The 16,579-nt window shown below is 57.1% G+C and carries 17 protein-coding genes; 11 read left to right on the top strand and 6 right to left on the bottom strand.

Annotation, left to right across the window (positions count from 1 at the left end):
* Positions 1 to 37: 37 nt before the first annotated feature.
* From IE087_RS22765 to pedF, 3 genes are all read right to left on the bottom strand, one after another.
* Positions 38 to 553 carry an SRPBCC family protein gene (locus IE087_RS22765; RefSeq protein ID WP_189371882.1) on the bottom strand — a complete coding sequence of 172 codons (516 nt, stop codon included), beginning with the start codon at positions 551 to 553 and terminating at the stop codon, positions 38 to 40.
* A gap of 87 nt (positions 554 to 640) precedes the next feature.
* Positions 641 to 1,540 (bottom strand): substrate-binding periplasmic protein, encoded by a 900-nt coding sequence (locus IE087_RS22760; RefSeq protein WP_189371881.1) that lies wholly within the window; start codon positions 1,538 to 1,540, stop codon positions 641 to 643.
* Positions 1,541 to 1,544: 4 nt separating this feature from the next.
* Positions 1,545 to 2,243, bottom strand: a complete 699-nt coding sequence (gene pedF / locus IE087_RS22755) for a cytochrome c-550 PedF (protein ID WP_189371880.1) — start codon at positions 2,241 to 2,243, stop codon at positions 1,545 to 1,547.
* A 148-nt stretch (positions 2,244 to 2,391) separates the two neighbouring features.
* Between pedF and pedA1 the strand changes: the two genes are divergently transcribed.
* The 6 genes from pedA1 to IE087_RS22725 are packed head-to-tail and all read left to right on the top strand — an operon-like array spanning position 2,392 to position 7,094.
* Positions 2,392 to 3,570 (top strand): lanthanide ABC transporter ABC transporter substrate-binding protein PedA1, encoded by a 1,179-nt coding sequence (gene pedA1 / locus IE087_RS22750; RefSeq protein WP_189371879.1) that lies wholly within the window; start codon positions 2,392 to 2,394, stop codon positions 3,568 to 3,570.
* A complete protein-coding gene (locus tag IE087_RS22745; RefSeq protein ID WP_189371878.1) occupies positions 3,567 to 4,529 on the top strand; it encodes a YVTN family beta-propeller repeat protein in 963 nt (320 codons plus the stop codon). The genes pedA1 and IE087_RS22745 overlap by 4 nt, the downstream gene beginning before the upstream one ends.
* A gap of 24 nt (positions 4,530 to 4,553) precedes the next feature.
* Entirely contained in the window at positions 4,554 to 5,009 is a 456-nt protein-coding gene (locus IE087_RS22740) for a hypothetical protein (RefSeq protein WP_189371877.1), read from the top strand.
* A complete protein-coding gene (pedB, locus tag IE087_RS22735) occupies positions 5,006 to 5,722 on the top strand; it encodes a lanthanide ABC transporter ATP-binding protein PedB/LutE (protein WP_189371876.1) in 717 nt (238 codons plus the stop codon). Before IE087_RS22740 ends, pedB begins: the two co-directional genes overlap by 4 nt.
* The gene (pedC, locus tag IE087_RS22730; RefSeq protein ID WP_189371875.1) at positions 5,719 to 6,510 is read left to right on the top strand and encodes a lanthanide ABC transporter permease protein PedC; all 792 of its coding nucleotides are present in this window, start codon (positions 5,719 to 5,721) and stop codon (positions 6,508 to 6,510) included. The genes pedB and pedC overlap by 4 nt, the downstream gene beginning before the upstream one ends.
* A gap of 50 nt (positions 6,511 to 6,560) precedes the next feature.
* The gene (locus IE087_RS22725) at positions 6,561 to 7,094 is read left to right on the top strand and encodes a tetratricopeptide repeat protein (RefSeq protein WP_189371874.1); all 534 of its coding nucleotides are present in this window, start codon (positions 6,561 to 6,563) and stop codon (positions 7,092 to 7,094) included.
* Here IE087_RS22725 and IE087_RS22720 read toward each other — a convergent pair.
* From IE087_RS22720 to IE087_RS22710, 3 genes are all read right to left on the bottom strand, one after another.
* Positions 7,034 to 7,699, bottom strand: a complete 666-nt coding sequence (locus IE087_RS22720; RefSeq protein ID WP_229801549.1) for an ABC transporter ATP-binding protein — start codon at positions 7,697 to 7,699, stop codon at positions 7,034 to 7,036. The two genes, IE087_RS22725 and IE087_RS22720, sit on opposite strands and share 61 nt — an antisense overlap.
* The gene (locus IE087_RS22715; protein ID WP_189371873.1) at positions 7,700 to 8,668 is read right to left on the bottom strand and encodes an ABC transporter substrate-binding protein; all 969 of its coding nucleotides are present in this window, start codon (positions 8,666 to 8,668) and stop codon (positions 7,700 to 7,702) included.
* Positions 8,669 to 8,739: 71 nt separating this feature from the next.
* On the bottom strand, positions 8,740 to 9,261 hold the full coding sequence (locus IE087_RS22710) for a hypothetical protein (protein WP_189371872.1): 522 nt from the start codon (positions 9,259 to 9,261) through the stop codon (positions 8,740 to 8,742).
* A gap of 217 nt (positions 9,262 to 9,478) precedes the next feature.
* Here IE087_RS22710 and IE087_RS22705 point away from each other — a divergent pair, with 217 nt between their 5' ends.
* From IE087_RS22705 to IE087_RS22685, 5 genes are all read left to right on the top strand, one after another.
* Complete coding sequence (locus IE087_RS22705) at positions 9,479 to 11,245, top strand: PQQ-dependent methanol/ethanol family dehydrogenase (RefSeq protein WP_189371871.1); 1,767 nt, start codon at positions 9,479 to 9,481, stop codon at positions 11,243 to 11,245.
* Positions 11,246 to 11,355: 110 nt separating this feature from the next.
* A complete protein-coding gene (locus IE087_RS22700) occupies positions 11,356 to 12,057 on the top strand; it encodes a response regulator (protein ID WP_189371870.1) in 702 nt (233 codons plus the stop codon).
* A 33-nt stretch (positions 12,058 to 12,090) separates the two neighbouring features.
* A complete protein-coding gene (locus IE087_RS22695; protein ID WP_189371869.1) occupies positions 12,091 to 13,287 on the top strand; it encodes an FIST N-terminal domain-containing protein in 1,197 nt (398 codons plus the stop codon).
* On the top strand, positions 13,287 to 15,485 hold the full coding sequence (locus IE087_RS22690; RefSeq protein ID WP_189371868.1) for a hybrid sensor histidine kinase/response regulator: 2,199 nt from the start codon (positions 13,287 to 13,289) through the stop codon (positions 15,483 to 15,485). Before IE087_RS22695 ends, IE087_RS22690 begins: the two co-directional genes overlap by 1 nt.
* Positions 15,486 to 15,746: 261 nt before the next feature.
* Positions 15,747 to 16,490: an SDR family NAD(P)-dependent oxidoreductase gene (locus tag IE087_RS22685; RefSeq protein ID WP_189371867.1), complete on the top strand. Its 744-nt coding sequence runs from the start codon at positions 15,747 to 15,749 to the stop codon at positions 16,488 to 16,490.
* Positions 16,491 to 16,579: the final 89 nt, after the last annotated feature.

Raw genomic sequence — 16,579 nt, 5'->3', positions numbered from 1 at the left:
GTTCCTCCCTTGGAATGTCTGATATGTTGGTGTGCGCCTAGCTGACGAGGCGCTTGAGCCAACCCTTCTTGGGTGCGTCTTCGGACTCCGGCTCTGTGTCTTCGGCAGGCACAGGCGCGCCCACATGTTCTTGGAAATTGTTGAAAAACTGGTCCGCCATCTTCTTGGCGAACCCGTCGATGATACGGCTGCCGAGTTGGGCCAATTTGCCGCCAACCTTCGCCTCGACCTCGTAGTGCAGGACCGTTTGCGCGCCCTGCGCTTCCAGCCGTACATTGGCACCGCCCTTGGCAAATCCTGCGGCCCCGCCTTTGCCCTCGCCCGAGATGGTGAGGCTTTCGGGGGCCTGCATATCAGATAGGGTCACGGCCCCTTTGAATGTCGCTTTGACCGGGCCGACCTTTTGCACGACCGTCGCGGTGAACCCGTCCTCTGGGGTGCCGGCCATTTCCTGGCAGCCCGGGACGCACAGTTTCAGGACATCAGGATCAAGAATGGCTGCCCAGACCTGGTCGCGTTCGGCATCAATGACACGTGAATCGCTGAGATTCATGATGGGTTCCCCTTCTACTTCCCGCAAAGCCTATTGGGCTGTGGGAAGGGGCACCATTCGACCAAGTGTGTACGACCAAAGTCGCCCTTATCGCTCGGGGGTTTGATGGGTCAGCCCATACTTTTGATAGATCGCAGGAATGCGGCCATCCTGAAGGGCATAGTTGATGGCGTCATCGACCGAATAGGACAGGGGACGGTAGCGGAAATTCACTGCCACGCCGAGGGTCCATTGGCTGACCGCGAACCCTGCGAGGGGTGGTTGGTGCACATCGGTGCTGTCTGTCAGCCCATGTTCAAGCTCGCCCAAGGGGCCCATGACTGCCTTCACTTCACCCGCATTCAACGCCGCCATTGCAGCGCCTGTGGTGGGAAACCGACGGATGTTGTTTTGCAACTGCCCGCCGACAAAGCCTGACAGGTAGAAATCCGAGATCGAGTCATTTTCGACCCCGACTGTGTCGAAGCGGAAATAGGCAGGGACAGGTTTTTCGTCAGGGTAGGTTGCCTTGTCGTAAGCGATGGCAATGCTTTCGCCCGCGTATTGGCCGGTGAACACGACCTGTTCCACCCTGCATTTGAATGCGCTGTCATAGGGAATACGCATCATCACGTTGGCGATGCGGCCTCCGATCAGGGCACCCCGCCAGATGTTGTTGCGCAGGTCGGCGTCGAGGTTTTCGTCAGCCGCGACGAAGTTGAACCGTGCCTCGACTCCAAGGTCTTCGGCAATGATGCGGGCAATCTCGATGTCCACGCCCTTGGGCTCACCCCCTTCTTCCCAAGAATAGGGAGGGTAGTCTTCGTAGACAGCAAAGAGCATGTGGCCCTGATCCTGGATCTGGTCCAGTTCTTTGCCGACGATGTCGCGCCCCACGTTCTGGGGCTTGGGCTGTGGCACATGGTCGGCACAGGGATCAGCAGCATGGGCCTGCCCGACGGACAGACCCAAAACCACCAGGGAGAAGAGCGTGTTTCGAAATGTCATGCCGTCAGTTTGCGGCAGACAGTCCGATGGTCAAGGCTTCGGAGGCTGACTTGTATGCACCCGGCGTTCCGTCGATCAGGTTCGCAGCCCGGAAAGCGACACTGTCGGCTACAGGTGCCCCGGACAGCGTGGGAATTTCACCCGCGATTTCGCCCAAGCGTGCCTTGAGTGCGTCAGCATCTGCGCCACTGGCATCACTGATGTAGCCAGCCAGTTCGTCACGGAGTGATTTAAGTTCATCTGCGACCTCTTCCATGGCGACGTCATCGGGGCGTGCTTCGATATAGGTGCGGATGGCCCAGGCCGCCTCTTGCCCCAGGAGCTCACCGAAGGCGGGCATCTTGGTGATGCCGTTCTGTGTATAGCCTTCGACGAAGCGTTCGACATACCATTCGTCGCCGTATTCTTCGGCTTCGAGGAATCGCAGGTCGGGGGCCAAACCACCCGAAACAACTTCTAGACCGTGGCAACGGGCGCAGTTCTGATTGTAGCCAGAGGCGCCGATCTCGACGGCGCGCAACCAGGTTTCTTCGCCCACCTTGTCAGCGCGGTACGGGTTTTCGGTCAGCCAATCGCCCTCGATCGCAGGCAGGCCTGTAGTATCCACGGCCTGCGGTGCAACGTCGCCGTGGGCCACGGCAAGGGTCGCGATAGCTGTGAGTACTCCAGCCAAAAGAAACTGTTTTTGGGTTGTGCTTTTCATCACATGCCTCCCTGACATGAGTGTTCCTCTTTGCCCTTGTCCTACGCCACGAAAACGATGCGCGGTATTGGACTTTGGTTGTGCGTCGAAAGGAGTAAGACCATGGTCCTATACCAGTCGCTTTGCCCGCCACGGTAGCTTAGCAACCATGGGAGGAATTGTCGTGAAACACCTTGTGATAGGTGCGCTCGTTGGGGGTCTCCTCAGCGCGCCTGCTTCGGCTGAGATAACACTGAACATCGGGTATCTGCGCGTCGAACAACCAGCGCCGCCGACTCTGTCGAACCTTGACCCGATTCCAGAGAACAACGGGCTTGCAGGCGCGCAAACGGGTCTGGCCGACAACCTGACGACGGGGAAATTTCTGGGTCAGAAATACGAGCTGACTGTGACTGAGGTATTTGAGGGCGAAGACCCACTAGCCGCCGCGCGTGACCTGCTATCAGCCTCTCCCTACCTCGTGATTGATGCGGCATTCGAAGACATCGTCGCCATTGCCGATCTGGCCGAGGCGGAAGGTGCAGTATTGTTCAACACATCTGCCGGTGATCTGGCCCTTCGCGACACCGAATGTCGGGGCAACCTGCTGCACACATTGGCGTCTGATGCGATGCGCACGGATGCTTTGGCGCAGGTGTTGGTCAAGAAGCGCTGGGATGATCTGGTGATGATTACTGGAACGCATGCTTCAGACCTCAGCTATGCTGATGCAGTGCGCCGGTCGCTGGCGAAGTTCGGTCTTGATCTCGAAGGCGAAAAGGAATGGGCCTTCGATGCCGACATGCGTCGCAACGCATCGCAAGAGGTGCCGCTGTTTACTCAGGATTTCGGGGACTATGACGCGCTGATCATTGCGGACGAGGTGCACGATTTCGGCCGGTATGTACTCTATAATACGTGGCAAGCCCGCCCGGTTGTAGGGTCCGAAGGGCTAGCGGCTGTCGGCTGGTCCCCTGTGATCGAACAGTGGGGTGCGGCGCAATTGCAATCCCGGTTCGAAGAAGAACACGCGCGCCACATGACCGCGCAAGACTATGCCGCCTGGGCGGCTGTGCGCACCCTTGGTGAAGCCATGACTCGTACCAGTGCAAATGATCCAGAGACGTTGCGTAGCTATATCATGTCCGACCAGTTCGAGCTGGCGGGCTTTAAGGGGCGCCCGCTGACCTACCGCGACTGGAACGGACAGTTGCGCCAACCCATTGCTATCGTGCACCCCCGCGCCCTTGTGGCACAGGCCCCGCTTGAGGGGTTTCTACATCAGACCAACGAACTTGATAGCCTGGGGCTCGATCGCCCCGAAAGCAAATGCGAGGCGTTCCAATGATCAGATTGACTGCGATGTTTTCCCTTCTGGCCTCGACCGCGGTGGCGGGCGAGATTTGGGTGACAAATGAAAAGGATGACACGATCTCGGTCATCTCGACCGAAACGCTAGAGGTCATTAAGACTTATGACACGGGTGAACGCCCGCGCGGTATCTTGTTCAACAGTGACTACAGCCGCGTCTACATCTGTGCCTCCGACAGCAACGCGGTTCAAGTGATGGACCCGAACTCGGGCGAGATACTGCACGAGCTGCCCTCGGGCGATGACCCGGAGCAATTCGTGCTGCACCCTGATGACCGGCATCTTTACATCGCGAACGAGGACGATGCGATCACCACCGTGGTCGACGTCGACACTCGGAAAGTGGTTGCCCAGATCGACGTGGGGGTTGAGCCCGAAGGCATGGCCGTATCGCCAGATGGCAAGATCGCCATCACCACGTCCGAAACGACGAACATGGCCCATTGGATCGACACCGAAACCCAAGAGTTGTTCGCCAATACCCTTGTCGACAGCCGCCCGCGCCATGCCGAGTTCATCAAGGATGGGGCAGAGATGTGGGTGAGCTCCGAGATTGGCGGCACGCTGACCGTGTTTGACACAGCAACCCAAACCGAAAAGGCCAAGATGAGCTTTGAGGTGCAGGGTGTGCATCCCGACCGTGTGCAGCCGGTGGGTTTTGAGTTCACTGCAGGTGACACCCACGCCTTTGTCGCCCTTGGACCATCGAACCATGTCGCGGTGGTCAATGCCGAAACTTACGAGGTCGAGGAGTACATTCTGGTTGGCCGCCGTGTCTGGCACATGGATTTCAACGCAGATCGTTCGCTGCTTTTCACCACGAATGGCGTGTCGGGCGATGTGACCGTGATTGATGTCGCATCGCGCAAGGCGATCAAGTCCATCAAGGTGGGCCGCTTTCCCTGGGGGGCCGCGTATCGGCCAACCGGGTCTTAATCATCACATTTCGGGAGGAACCCAATGAAAACTCTGGCTTTGATCGCTGCGCTGGCGCTTGCCGCGCCGACTTTTGCACTGGCGGACAATGACGATGATGACGGCCCCAGCTTTGGCGCTGCTGGTCTGCTGGGCGGCAGCAACAAGGAAGACTTACCACCAATCATCCTGTCGGCAGGCGAACCCATCGCACCGGAAGGCGCGTGGGAGCTGAAGTCCGGCACCTATTACGAGTTCGAAATCCAAGGCGATGGCAGTCAGGAACTGGCGCTGGTCGGCCCCGAGTTCTTCCGCGCCATCTGGATTGACGAGATCGTCGTGGAAGGGTTGGAAATCAGGCCCCTTGGCCTCGACAGTATCGAGTTTGACGAAGCCGGAGAGATGGAAATTGGTTTCGTCGCGATCAAACCCGGCGCATATTATATCAAGATCCCGGGCACCTCGGGCGAAACTCAGCGCTTGGATATCACTATTAAATGACAGGACTTGAGGCGCGGGGCCTCAGCTATTCCTACGGGACCAAACGGGCGCTGGACGATGTTTCGTTCAGCGTTTCCTCCGGCACGTTCTGCGCGCTGCTTGGCCCAAACGGGGCAGGCAAGTCGACGCTTTTCAACCTGCTGACCCGTCTCTTTGTTGCACCTGACGGGCAAATCACAATTGCGGGTCATGACCTGAGGCAGTCACCCCGCGCCGCATTGGCGCAGCTGGGTATCGTGTTTCAGCAAACAACGCTTGATATGAACCTGACGGTTCAACAGAACCTGTCTTACTTTGCCGCGCTGCACGGGCTTTCGGGGCGTGCCGCCCGAAGCCGGATCGAGAGTGCGCTGGATCAACTGGATATGCGCGAAAGGGCAGGGGAGAAGGCCCGCACCCTGAACGGGGGACACAGACGCCGGACCGAGATTGCCCGTGCATTGCTGCATGATCCAAGTGTCCTGCTGCTGGACGAACCCACCGTCGGTCTTGATGCCGCGACCCGCGCGTCAATCACGGACTATGCCCATGGGCTTGCGGACGAGGGCAAGACGATCCTGTGGGCCACGCATCTCACGGACGAGGTTCAGCCCGATGATGATCTGGTGATTTTGCACCAGGCGCAGGTTCTGGCGACAGGTAAAGCCCGCGACATTGCCGGAGACACCAGCCTGCAAGAACGGTTCCTTGCGTTGACAGGTACGGGCGCATGACGGCCTATCTCACGGCTCTGCACGCTATTGTCCTGCGTGAAGCCTTGCGTTTCATCCATCAACGGGAACGCTTTGTCGCGGCCCTTGTCCGCCCTCTGGTCTGGCTGCTTGTGTTTGCCGCCGGGTTTCGCGCGGCCCTCGGGCTGAGCATCATCCCACCCTATCAGACCTACATTACCTACGAGACCTACATTGTGCCGGGGTTATGCGGCATGATCCTGTTGTTCAACGGGATGCAATCGTCGCTGTCACTGGTCTATGACCGGGAAATGGGGTCGATGAAGCTGTTGCTGACCTCGCCCCTGCCGCGCGGCTGGCTCCTCTTTTGCAAGCTGCTTGGATCGACGACGATTTCGATCTTGCAGGTCTACGCCTTCCTTGCCATCGCCGCCGCGTTTGACATCAAGATGCCCGGCTGGGGATATGTCACAGCATTGCCTGCCCTGCTTGTTGCAGGGCTGATGCTGGGTGCTTTGGGATTGCTACTGTCGAGCTTTATCAAGCAGCTTGAGAACTTCGCTGGCGTGATGAACTTCGTGATCTTCCCGATGTTCTTCCTGTCCTCCGCGCTCTATCCGCTGTGGAAAATGGCCGAAAGCTCGGAACTGCTGCATGACATATGCGCGGTGAACCCGTTTACCCATGCAGTCGAACTGATCCGCTTTGCACTTTATGCCGAACTGAACCCCGGTGCGCTTGGCTGGACTTTGATGGCCGCTGCCGTTTTCGCCACCGCTGCGCTGATTGGGTATGACCCTGCGCGCGCACGGATCGGGCGCAGGGGATAGCGACCAAAGCCTCAGTCGAAAATTGGCGGAATCTGTGCTATGGATATGTCATGAAACGCCTACTTACCGCCGCCATCGTCCTGTCATGTGTCACGCCCGCCGTTGCCGACGAGTTTGGCACACTCAACCCGGACGAGATGACGTGGCAGCATTTCCTTGAGGAAGCTGAGCGGGGTGAGACGGGCATGGTCATCTGTTCCATGGGCTATGCCCTGACAAAGTCGGGGGACCACAAGACGGCCCGTACGTTGTTCCAGAACTGTGCAAACGACGGGTATACCGGTGCCATGACCTGGATGAGTCAGTTGGACAACAACGGGTTGGGTGGTGACTACAATCCAGATGCCGCCGCAGAATGGGACCGCCGGGCGGCCGAACTTGGCGACCCTGTGGGCAAGTTCAACTATGGCATTGCGCTGATGCGGGGACACGGCGTTGCGCAGGATGAAAACCTGGGACGGCAGTTTGTTGATGAGGCAGCGGGCGAGGGGCTGGTGATCGCGCAGAGATTGCAGCGCGCTGACTACGACCTGGACGAGGTCACGCCTGACGCCGACAACTGGAAGTATGCGCCATCATTCTGAACATCGCTGACGATAGTCGCGGGGCTGCCGCCAAGTGTCACGATACGGCTCGCCAGCTTTTCCGCTTCCTGCGCCACGTGGGTGACTAGGATTGTTGTCACGTTGTGCGTCGCCCGTAGCCGGGCAAACAGCGTCATCATCTCGTCGACCAACTCAGCGTCCAGCGACACAAACGGTTCGTCCAGCAGCAACAAGTCCGGTTTCACTGCAAAGGCGCGGGCAAGAGCCAGACGGCGCTGTTGGCCAAGCGACAACTGCCCCGGATAATCATCTCTACGCCCAGCAAGGCCAACCTCGCTGAGCGCCGCATCAATCTGTTCCGCATCCGCACCTGTGGTGACGCCAATGTTGTCCCAAACCGTGCGCCAAGGCAGCAAGGTTGGTTCTTGGAAAACCATGGCGCAAGTGCCTGTCAACACGCAGGTCCCGTCAAACGCGGTGTGCAGGCTGGCAATGACGCGCAACAAGGACGACTTGCCAATCCCCGACGGCCCCACGAGGGCAAGTGTTTCACCCCGCGCCAATTTTAGGGACACGTCTTGCAGGATCGGGGTGTCGTCATGGCACAAACTCCGCACGACAAGATCAAGCAAAAGGGAAGCCAACTAGCTACCCGGTTGCAGGAATGTGCCTTCTGGCAACTCTTGCGCCTCGCCCATCAACTCCTTGCCACCCAGCTCGACCATTAACTCAAGCATGCGTGCAGCTGCATCTTCATCCACAGGACCAGGAGCAGGAATACCCGCGCGAAACCCAGCCTTGAGCGCTTCGAATTGTGCATCGATCTTGGCGCTCATCTTGTCGCGCAAACGGTCCCATTCCGCATCATCGGTCGCCAACAAACCCTTGGCATCGCGCGACGCTGCGGCAAGGCCTTTCACCACGTCGGGCATATCGCGCAGCATCTCGCCCTTCACCACGTAGCCCAGCAAAGGTGTGTCGGGATCAAGCCCAAGATCAGTCGCCGCATCGGCAACGTCCACGAGCTTTCGCATGCCCGATGCCTCCATCTTTGCGAGGAAGTGCCAGAAGTTGATGGCCCCATCCAGCTCACCCGATAGCGCGGATTTGAAGATCAGGGGCGGGGCAGCAAACACCTGCTCGGTGTCGGCCTTGAGGTCGATGCCGTATGTCTTTTCCGCGTATGCGCGCAGGATCAGCCAGCTTTTGTCCAATGGGCCACCGGCAATGCCGATCTTGGTGCCGACAAGATCGGCCAAGGTCTGGGCCGGACTGTCGTTCGGCACCATGACGCCACCAACAGCCTTGGAATACGGAATGAAAACATAGTCCTTTCCGGCCGCACGCTGTCGCGCGACCCACAGCCAGTCGGACACGATCACATCGGTTTCCCCGCCTTGGAATGCAACTTTGGCTGCAGATCCTCCGGCAACGCCCTGCACCTGCAAATTGAAGCCGTGTGCCGCATCAAATCCGTGGTGTTTGATCGTATTCAGTTCCCAGTTCACGGTCCCGAACTTCAGAACCGAAGCGCGTAAAACCGGATTGTCTGCGCATGCAGAGGTAGCGATGACGGTCGCGAACACCGCTGCTGCCAGTGCTTTGAAAAACATCGTGTGATCCTCCCGTATCGCCTTAGCCTACCGATATCGTGAGAGGCTGGAATACGACCAAAGCCGCAGCTTCATTCGATGACCATCCGCGGCAGCCAGTGACTGCCCGGGTCACTTTCATGCAAATCAGTCGCTTTCAACGGTCGCAGATTGCCGGCCTCTGGCGGTGCTGACAGCAGGTCCATGTCCATTTCGTGCAAGGTGCCGACCAAGCGACCGTCTTCTTCAGCCAGCTTATAGTAGACGCCATTCCACATATTGATCCCGTACTCGGTTGCACCCTTCCAGATGAACAGAAAGTCGTATTCGAGATCGACAAGGTCCGCGTTGGTGTTTCGGTTGATGTCGTAGGGGTAGGGGACATGGCACCAGTGCTTTTTAGGACCCTCAAGACAACGGAATGGACGCATGGACAGGAAATGATCAGAGAACGGACCATCATCCATCTCAACGGCGTAGCCGCCGTCACTTGCGAACGCGATTGTCGCGATCTTGATTTGCGCTCCGTCTTGCGATTCGAGGTAAACGTTTCGACTTTCCGCTATTGCGGTTGAAGCCAAAGTGACAAGCGCAAGCACCGCTCTGAGTATCATGACAAATCCCCCCGCAAGCAGGATATGAGCTGTCTGATTGAGTCGCTGCGCGACCAAAGTCGCACCCCATCTGTCAAGTTCTTTGGGGTCTTACGACCATTGTGCAATACCTGCGCGCCCCGTTTGCGCAAATAATTGGCGCAGGGCAAAGGTCGGCCTGTCTCCGCATGCCACCTTTGTAAGAACTGCCCACCAACGGGTTTTGGGAGGAAAACAAATGAACAGATTTATTGCAGCTGCGGTTGTGGGGGTACTTGCGACCTCACCAGCATTTGCAGAGGGCGTGACCGAGGAGATGTTGGCAAACGACACGGCCTCGACGAACGACGTGCTAACCAATGGCATGGGCCGCCATCTTCAGCGTTACTCTCCGCTCGACATCCTGAACAAGGAAAACGTGGACAACCTTGTCCCAGCATGGGCCTTTTCGCTGGGGGGTGAAAAACAGCGCGGACAAGAGACGCAGCCCATCGTGCATGATGGTGTGATGTACATCACCGGGTCATATTCACGGATGTACGCGATCGATGTGAAGACGGGCGAAGAAATCTGGCAATACGATGCCCGCCTGCCCGAAGGAATCCTGCCCTGCTGTGACGTGGTGAACCGGGGTGCCGCCATCTATGGCGACAACATCTACTTCGGTACGCTGGATGCACGCATCGTAGCGCTGAACGCCAAGACGGGCGACACCGTCTGGAACAAGAAAATCGCGGACTACAAGGCTGGTTACAGCTATACCGCCGCACCGCTGATCGTTGATGGTCTGGTCATCACCGGCAACTCCGGCGGTGAGTTTGGCATTGTTGGCGCCGTCGAAGCACGCGACGCCGAAACCGGTGAGCTAGTTTGGTATCGCCCGGTGATCGAAGGTCACATGGGTATGCTCAACGGCGAAGAAAGCACCATGACCGGCACGCTGAATGCAACATGGCCCGGCGACATGTGGAAGACCGGCGGCGGCGCCACTTGGCTTGGTGGTTCATATGATGCCGACACGGACACGCTGGTCTTTGGAACAGGCAACCCGGCGCCGTGGAACTCTTGGCTACGCGATGCGGGCCAGAACAACGACGGCACGGGCGACAACCTTTATGCCGCGTCGCGTTTGGGCATCGACCCCAAAACGGGCGAAATCAAGTGGCACTTCCAGACCACGCCACGCGAAGGCTGGGACTATGACGGCGTGAACGAAGTTGTAGCTTATGAAAACCGGGCGGGGGACAAGCGCTTTGCTACGGCGGACCGCAACGGCTTCTTTTACGTCCTGAACCGCGAAGACGGCGCATTCGTGCGCGGCGTGCCCTTCGTCAAAGACATCTCGTGGGCAGAAGGCCTCGATGAGAATGGCCGCCCGATCTACAACGAAGCCAACCGCCCCGGCGATCCCGCCGAAGCGGCAGATGGCAAGAAAGGCGAAGTTGTTTTCGCGTCGCCCTCGTTCCTTGGTGGCAAGAACTGGATGCCGATGGCCTTCAGCCAGCGCACCGGCAACTTCTATGTGCCCTCTAACGAGTGGGGCATGGACATTTGGAACGAGCCGATCACGTACAAAAAGGGCGCCGCATATCTGGGCTCGGGCTTTACCATCAAGCCGAACTACGAGGACCATATCGGCAGCCTGAAAGCCATTGACCCCGATACAGGCGACGTCAAGTGGGAGGCCAAGAACGACGCGCCCCTTTGGTCCGGTGTCATGACCACCGCGGGTGGTCTGGTCTTCTACGGCACACCCGAAGGCAAATTCATCGCTTTGGACGATGAGACCGGCGAAGAACTGTGGTCGTTCCAGACCGGGTCGGGCATCGTCGGCCAGCCCGTCACCTGGGAACAGGATGGCGAACAATACGTCACCGTCATTTCCGGTTGGGGTGGTGCGGTTCCGCTCTGGGGCGGTGAAGTCGCCAAGAAGGTCAACTACCTGAACCAGGGTGGTATGCTCTGGACCTTCCGCCTGCCGGAACAGCTGGCCTCGGCCAACTGATCCCTGAACATCACATTCAAGCGCTCCTGCAACTGCGGGGGCGCTTGTCTTTTTGATGTAGTACCTTTTGACAAGTGACCGGCCTGTGTCGGGTGGTCTAAGCTGAAACCATGTCACTGCAAACCACGACCCTGTCCAACCCACCCGAAGCAAAGATGCCGCAAGGCTGGGCGTTGGTCATTGATGATCATCCGCTGTTTTGCGACGCACTTGAATTGACGCTGCGATCAGTCGCCAATTTCGACAAGGTTGTGACGGCTGACAGCCTTGAGAATGCGATTGGCCGATTGGCCAATGATGCACCTCCGTCACTCATTCTGCTGGATCTGAACCTGCCGGACGTTGATGGCTTGGATGGGCTAATGCGGTTGAAACGCACTGCCGAAAGCACACCCGTTATCATCGTATCGTCAATGACCGACAACTCGATCATTTCGAATTCAATTGTGGCAGGCGCTCAGGGTTTTGTGCCGAAACACTCGCATCGTTCAGTTTTTCTGGAAGCCATCCAAACCATTGCGGCCGGTGACGTCTACAAACCGGCGGGCTTCGTCGAAGGAAATGGGGCAGACAACACGGACGACCATTTGAGCCGCCTTTCGTCTTTGACAAACCAACAGGCGCGCATCCTCGACCTGATCTGCGAAGGCAAGTTGAACAAGCAAATCGCATTTGACCTGTCGATTGCCGAAACAACGGTCAAGGCGCACGTCACGGCGATCATGCGCAAGCTCGGCGTGCAAAGCCGAACCCAGGCTGTTCTTGTTGCGCAGGAAGCAAAATATTCAAAAGTCTTGCCAACATCAGACTGACGCACCTATCCTGCGCGTCAGGGAGATAATCAAATGACATTGCAGTCCAAGGCCGACAGGCTTGAGGGACGTGCCGTGGCAGACCAGTACGATATCCTTCGTACCGGTGAAGTGCGTGCTTCGACAACATCACCTGTCAAACACCTTCAACGCAAGTTGGGTGAGGGACCGTTTGCGCTTGTTGCATTGTTCGTGACACCGGCTGTCGATTTTCACGGCGTCGTAGCAGAGGCGGCCGCACTGTTTCCGGACACCGACGTCTTGGCTTGCACTACAGCGGGCGAGATTGGTGCAACCGGATATGAGGAAGGTCTTGTCGTTGCCGTGGGATTTCCGTCAGACGGCTTTGTGACAAAGTCGATCATGATCGAGGATATCAATGCTCTCGATACGCAAGCAACCATTGACGAAATCACACTTGAACGGATCGCTCTCAGGGACAAGACACCCAACCTCGACGACAGTTTTGCCTTTCTTGTCGTAGATGGGTTGTCGCTCAGCGAGGATACGTTGGCAGCGACGATTGCGCCGGCGTTGCGCGACTTTCCCATTTTCGGTGGATCCGCAGGCGATGGAACAAGCTTTTCCCAGACCTTTGTGGCATTGAATGGCATAGTTGCGAGCAATGCCGCAGTCCTCACCTTGGCCCGCAGCAAGTTTCACACCCGTGTGTTCAGCCTGAACCATCTTGTACCCGGCGAAACGCAAATGGTTGTCACAGGTGCCGACCCCGCCCGTCGCATCGTAAAAGAGATCAACGCAGAGCCTGCAGCGCGAGAATATGCGCGTCTCGTTGGCAAGGATCCTGACCAGTTGGATCGCTTCACCTTCGCATCGCATCCTGTTGTCGTCAGGATTGGCGATACCCACCACGTTCGTGCAATCCAACAGGTAAACGAACATGGCGAGTTGGTATTCTTTTCCGCCATTGACGAAGGTATGGTTCTGACAGTGGCATCGCAGGAAAACCTGTCGGCGCATTTGCAAAACAAACTGTCAGATCTAAGCCACCCAAGAAAACCAGCCAACATCATTGGTTGCGACTGCATTCTGCGCCGGATTGAAGCCGAACAATCGCAGCAGACGCGACAGGTTTCGGACGTTTTAGGCGAACACCGTGTCACAGGCTTTTCGACCTATGGTGAACAGATTGGCCCTTTGCACGTGAACCACACGATGAGCGGCGTGGCATTCTATCATCCCGACACGCGAGACAAGGGGCGCGCATAATGTCTCTGATCGATCCACGGGACTCGCTTGAACGGCAGAACGAAAAGCTGCTCCAGATATCTCAGGCGTTGATGCGGCGAGTTGAACAAAAGACGGAACAATCCGGCTTTGCCTACCAGCAATTCGAACGTGCGGCTCTTCTGGAGTCCGAGGTGCGGGAACGTACGCGCGACCTTGAACGCACATTGGACCTTTTGCAGGATTCCAACGCACGGCTCGAACAAGCCAATTTAGAGACTGAAACCGCCCGGTCGAATTTGACCGAAGCCATTGAGACGATCAACGAAGGCTTTGCATTGTTTGACGAACAAGACCAACTGGTCTTGTTCAACAGCCGCTTCTGTCGCGACCTCCAAGATGTGGAACCTTTTCTGAAAGAGGGGCTGACATTTCAGGAATACGTCACTTCAATCTCGAACAGTCGTTTTCTTGCCCTTCCGGACGGGCAGACAGCAGATGATTGGGCACAGTTGCGTATCGAACGGCACCGCGAAGAGCATGTAGTGTTCAACGTCAGCCTGATCTGGGATCGCTGGTTGCAAGCTTCGGAACACCGCACCTCTCGCAATGGAACCGTTATCCTGCAGACCGACGTGACCGACATCATTCGGATGGAGCGTCACGAGCGCGACAAGATGCGCCATCAACAAGCGCGCAGATTGCAAGCGACGCTCGATCACCTGAACCAGGGCGTTTGCATCTTTGACCATGACAAAACACTGGTCGGCTGGAACAAACGCATGGACACGCTGTTGGATGTGCCGCCTGCACGCACCCGTGAAAAGCTGAAATTCGACGATCTGATGATCCAGTTTCGCGAGGAATTGACGTTCGATTCCAGCTTTACAGCGCAACGGTTGATTGATTGGGCAAACCGCACCGGCTCTCGCAAGCCGATCGCATTCGAAGTGACCCGCAAAGTGGATCAGATTTACAGCGTCTTTGCCCAGGAAATGCCGGACAAGGGTTTTGTGATCAGTCTGACCGATGTCACATCCGAACGTGCTGCAACCCGCGCGTTGGCAAACGTCAATGAAAAGCTGGAAATGTGGGTCGAAGAACGAACGGCCGAGCTTGAGGATGCTTTGGCCGATGCAGAACGCGCCAATGCGTCAAAGTCTCGTTTTGTGGCTGCCGCAAGTCATGATTTGCTACAACCCTTATCCGCTGCGAAGCTATTTGTGTCTTCCATTGCCGATCAGATCGACAATGACGATGTCCAGCGCATCGTCACCAAGACCGAGACCGCCCTGCAAGGCGTAGAGCAGATCATCGAAGCATTGTTGGCGATTTCCAAACTGGATGCGGGCAAGGCCGTTTTCGATGTGCAGCCAATCTCGCTGACTGAAATCTTTGACCCGCTGCGGGATGAGCTTGCGCCGAACGCACGTGCCAAAGGTCTTGATTTCACGCTGGTTCACAGTGGTCTGACCGTTGTCAGCGATCCGGGGTATCTGCGCCGAATTGTTCAGAACCTGTTGTCGAATGCGATCCGTTACACTGAGACAGGGCGCGTCCTGGCGGGTGTCAGACGGGTCGGGGATTTTGCACGTATCGAGGTGTGGGACAGTGGATGCGGTATTGCGGAACCCGACCAACAGACGATTTTCCAAGAGTTCAAACAGTTGGGGTCCAGTGCAGCGGACTCGGGCCTGGGTTTGGGTTTGGCGATCGTAGAACGAGCATGCAAAGGCCTTGGTCATCCGTTGGAACTGTGGTCACAACCGGGTGCCGGAAGCTGCTTTTCCATTATGGTGCCGATGTCCGCGCCCAAAACTCGGTTACTGAGCCCTCACAACACGCCACCATCTCACGATCTTAGCGATCTGAAGGGGCTGTTGGTGATGCTTGTTGAAAACAACCGGAGTGTTGCACAGGCCATCACGCACTTGATCGAGAACTGTGGGGGCGAAGTGATCCTGGCGGAAACCGGAGAAGAAGCCCTTGCGACGATTTCGGAAATCGACCTTGTTCCCGATGCATTTCTCTTGGACTATCAACTGGGTGACGGCATGACAGGCATCACGCTTTATGAGCATGTGCTTAGCAAGTACGGTCGTATCCCGACCTCTATCATTTCAGCGGATCGCACGACTGAACTACGCTCCCATTGCAAGCGATTGAACATCAAGCTGTTGGCGAAACCCGTGAATGCGCAGCGGGTCAATGACTTTCTGAGCGAACAGATACCGTCTTGAGCCCATGTTGCTGCGTGCAGCGAAACTGCCGTCCGCTCCTGAACAAGCTGGTTTTTTGGTTTGCCCATCTCTTGTCTAGGACTGAGTTTGGCAACTCAAATCAGTCAACAGCCAGCATTGAGATCGCCAGATAAATGCAGCTACGACCCAATATTCGGGTTGCACAAAGACAACGCTTGAAGAGGCTGGTGAAAACGGTTTGATCACACACGACAACACGCTCTCCGACCTTGGCATCGAACAAAAACAGGACCCATCATCATGACAGACAAACCCATCGCTTTGATTTCAGGCGCTGCTCAAGGGATCGGACTGGCCTGCGCCAATGCCCTTGCGGACGATGGCTACAAGGTCATCCTTGCAGACATCAAGGAAACCGTCATGGCAGAAGCCGAGCAGCTGGACGGCGCCGGATACATCTGTGACTTCAGCGACGTCGACGCGATCAAGGCCTTGTTCGACATGATTGAACGTGAACACGGCCCTGTCAGTGCTTTGGTCAACAATGCCGGTATCGCCATGCCGGGCGATTTTCTAAGCTACGATCTCGATGCTTTCGATACCGTTCTTGGTGTCAATTTGCGGGGCGTGTTCGTGGCGACCCAGCGCGCAGCCCAAACAATGGTCGCGAAGGGAATAGAGGGCGCAATTGTGAACATGTCCTCGATCAATGCCCAAGTGGCCATCCCAGCCATTCCGGCCTATTGCGCCTCCAAGGGTGGTGTCATGCAGCTGACCAAGGTGGCGGCACTTGCATTGGCCAAAAACAACATCCGCGTCAACGCCGTGGGTCCAGGGTCAATCGACACGGAAATGATGGCAGGGGTGAATGCCAACCCGGACGCCTTCAAAACAGCGATGTCTCGAACGCCCCTTGGTCGGCCTGGCGGCGCAAAGGAAATTGGTGACGTTGTCGCGTTCCTTTGTTCGTCCAAAGCCAGCTACGTCACGGGAGAAACCATCTATGTCGACGGCGGGCGCCTCGGACTGAACTATACGTGCTGAATTTGCGTCGCGCCTCACAGGTGCCCGGCGGGTGAACTGCCCTCCCTGTGCGGGCGCGCGATCAAAGAAGTCAAACGGTTCGAACTCAC

The sequence above is a fragment of the Tateyamaria omphalii genome, assembly GCF_014651375.1.
In the GTDB taxonomy this organism is placed as follows: Bacteria; Pseudomonadota; Alphaproteobacteria; order Rhodobacterales; family Rhodobacteraceae; genus Tateyamaria; species Tateyamaria omphalii.
The sequence above is the reverse complement of the archived record's forward strand: the minus strand, read 5'-3'. Positions and strand labels throughout refer to the sequence as shown.

Coding starts and splice junctions, on each gene's coding strand:
- IE087_RS22705 (WP_189371871.1), top strand. CDS start 9,479: ATGAACAGATTTATTGCAGCTGCGGTTGTGGGGGTACTTGCGACCTCA.
- IE087_RS22710 (WP_189371872.1), bottom strand. CDS start 9,261: ATGATACTCAGAGCGGTGCTTGCGCTTGTCACTTTGGCTTCAACCGCA.
- pedA1 (WP_189371879.1), top strand. CDS start 2,392: ATGGGAGGAATTGTCGTGAAACACCTTGTGATAGGTGCGCTCGTTGGG.
- IE087_RS22740 (WP_189371877.1), top strand. CDS start 4,554: ATGAAAACTCTGGCTTTGATCGCTGCGCTGGCGCTTGCCGCGCCGACT.
- pedF (WP_189371880.1), bottom strand. CDS start 2,243: ATGAAAAGCACAACCCAAAAACAGTTTCTTTTGGCTGGAGTACTCACA.
- IE087_RS22685 (WP_189371867.1), top strand. CDS start 15,747: ATGACAGACAAACCCATCGCTTTGATTTCAGGCGCTGCTCAAGGGATC.
- IE087_RS22700 (WP_189371870.1), top strand. CDS start 11,356: ATGTCACTGCAAACCACGACCCTGTCCAACCCACCCGAAGCAAAGATG.
- IE087_RS22760 (WP_189371881.1), bottom strand. CDS start 1,540: ATGACATTTCGAAACACGCTCTTCTCCCTGGTGGTTTTGGGTCTGTCC.
- IE087_RS22715 (WP_189371873.1), bottom strand. CDS start 8,668: ATGTTTTTCAAAGCACTGGCAGCAGCGGTGTTCGCGACCGTCATCGCT.
- IE087_RS22745 (WP_189371878.1), top strand. CDS start 3,567: ATGATCAGATTGACTGCGATGTTTTCCCTTCTGGCCTCGACCGCGGTG.
- pedB (WP_189371876.1), top strand. CDS start 5,006: ATGACAGGACTTGAGGCGCGGGGCCTCAGCTATTCCTACGGGACCAAA.
- IE087_RS22690 (WP_189371868.1), top strand. CDS start 13,287: ATGTCTCTGATCGATCCACGGGACTCGCTTGAACGGCAGAACGAAAAG.
- pedC (WP_189371875.1), top strand. CDS start 5,719: ATGACGGCCTATCTCACGGCTCTGCACGCTATTGTCCTGCGTGAAGCC.
- IE087_RS22695 (WP_189371869.1), top strand. CDS start 12,091: ATGACATTGCAGTCCAAGGCCGACAGGCTTGAGGGACGTGCCGTGGCA.
- IE087_RS22765 (WP_189371882.1), bottom strand. CDS start 553: ATGAATCTCAGCGATTCACGTGTCATTGATGCCGAACGCGACCAGGTC.
- IE087_RS22725 (WP_189371874.1), top strand. CDS start 6,561: ATGAAACGCCTACTTACCGCCGCCATCGTCCTGTCATGTGTCACGCCC.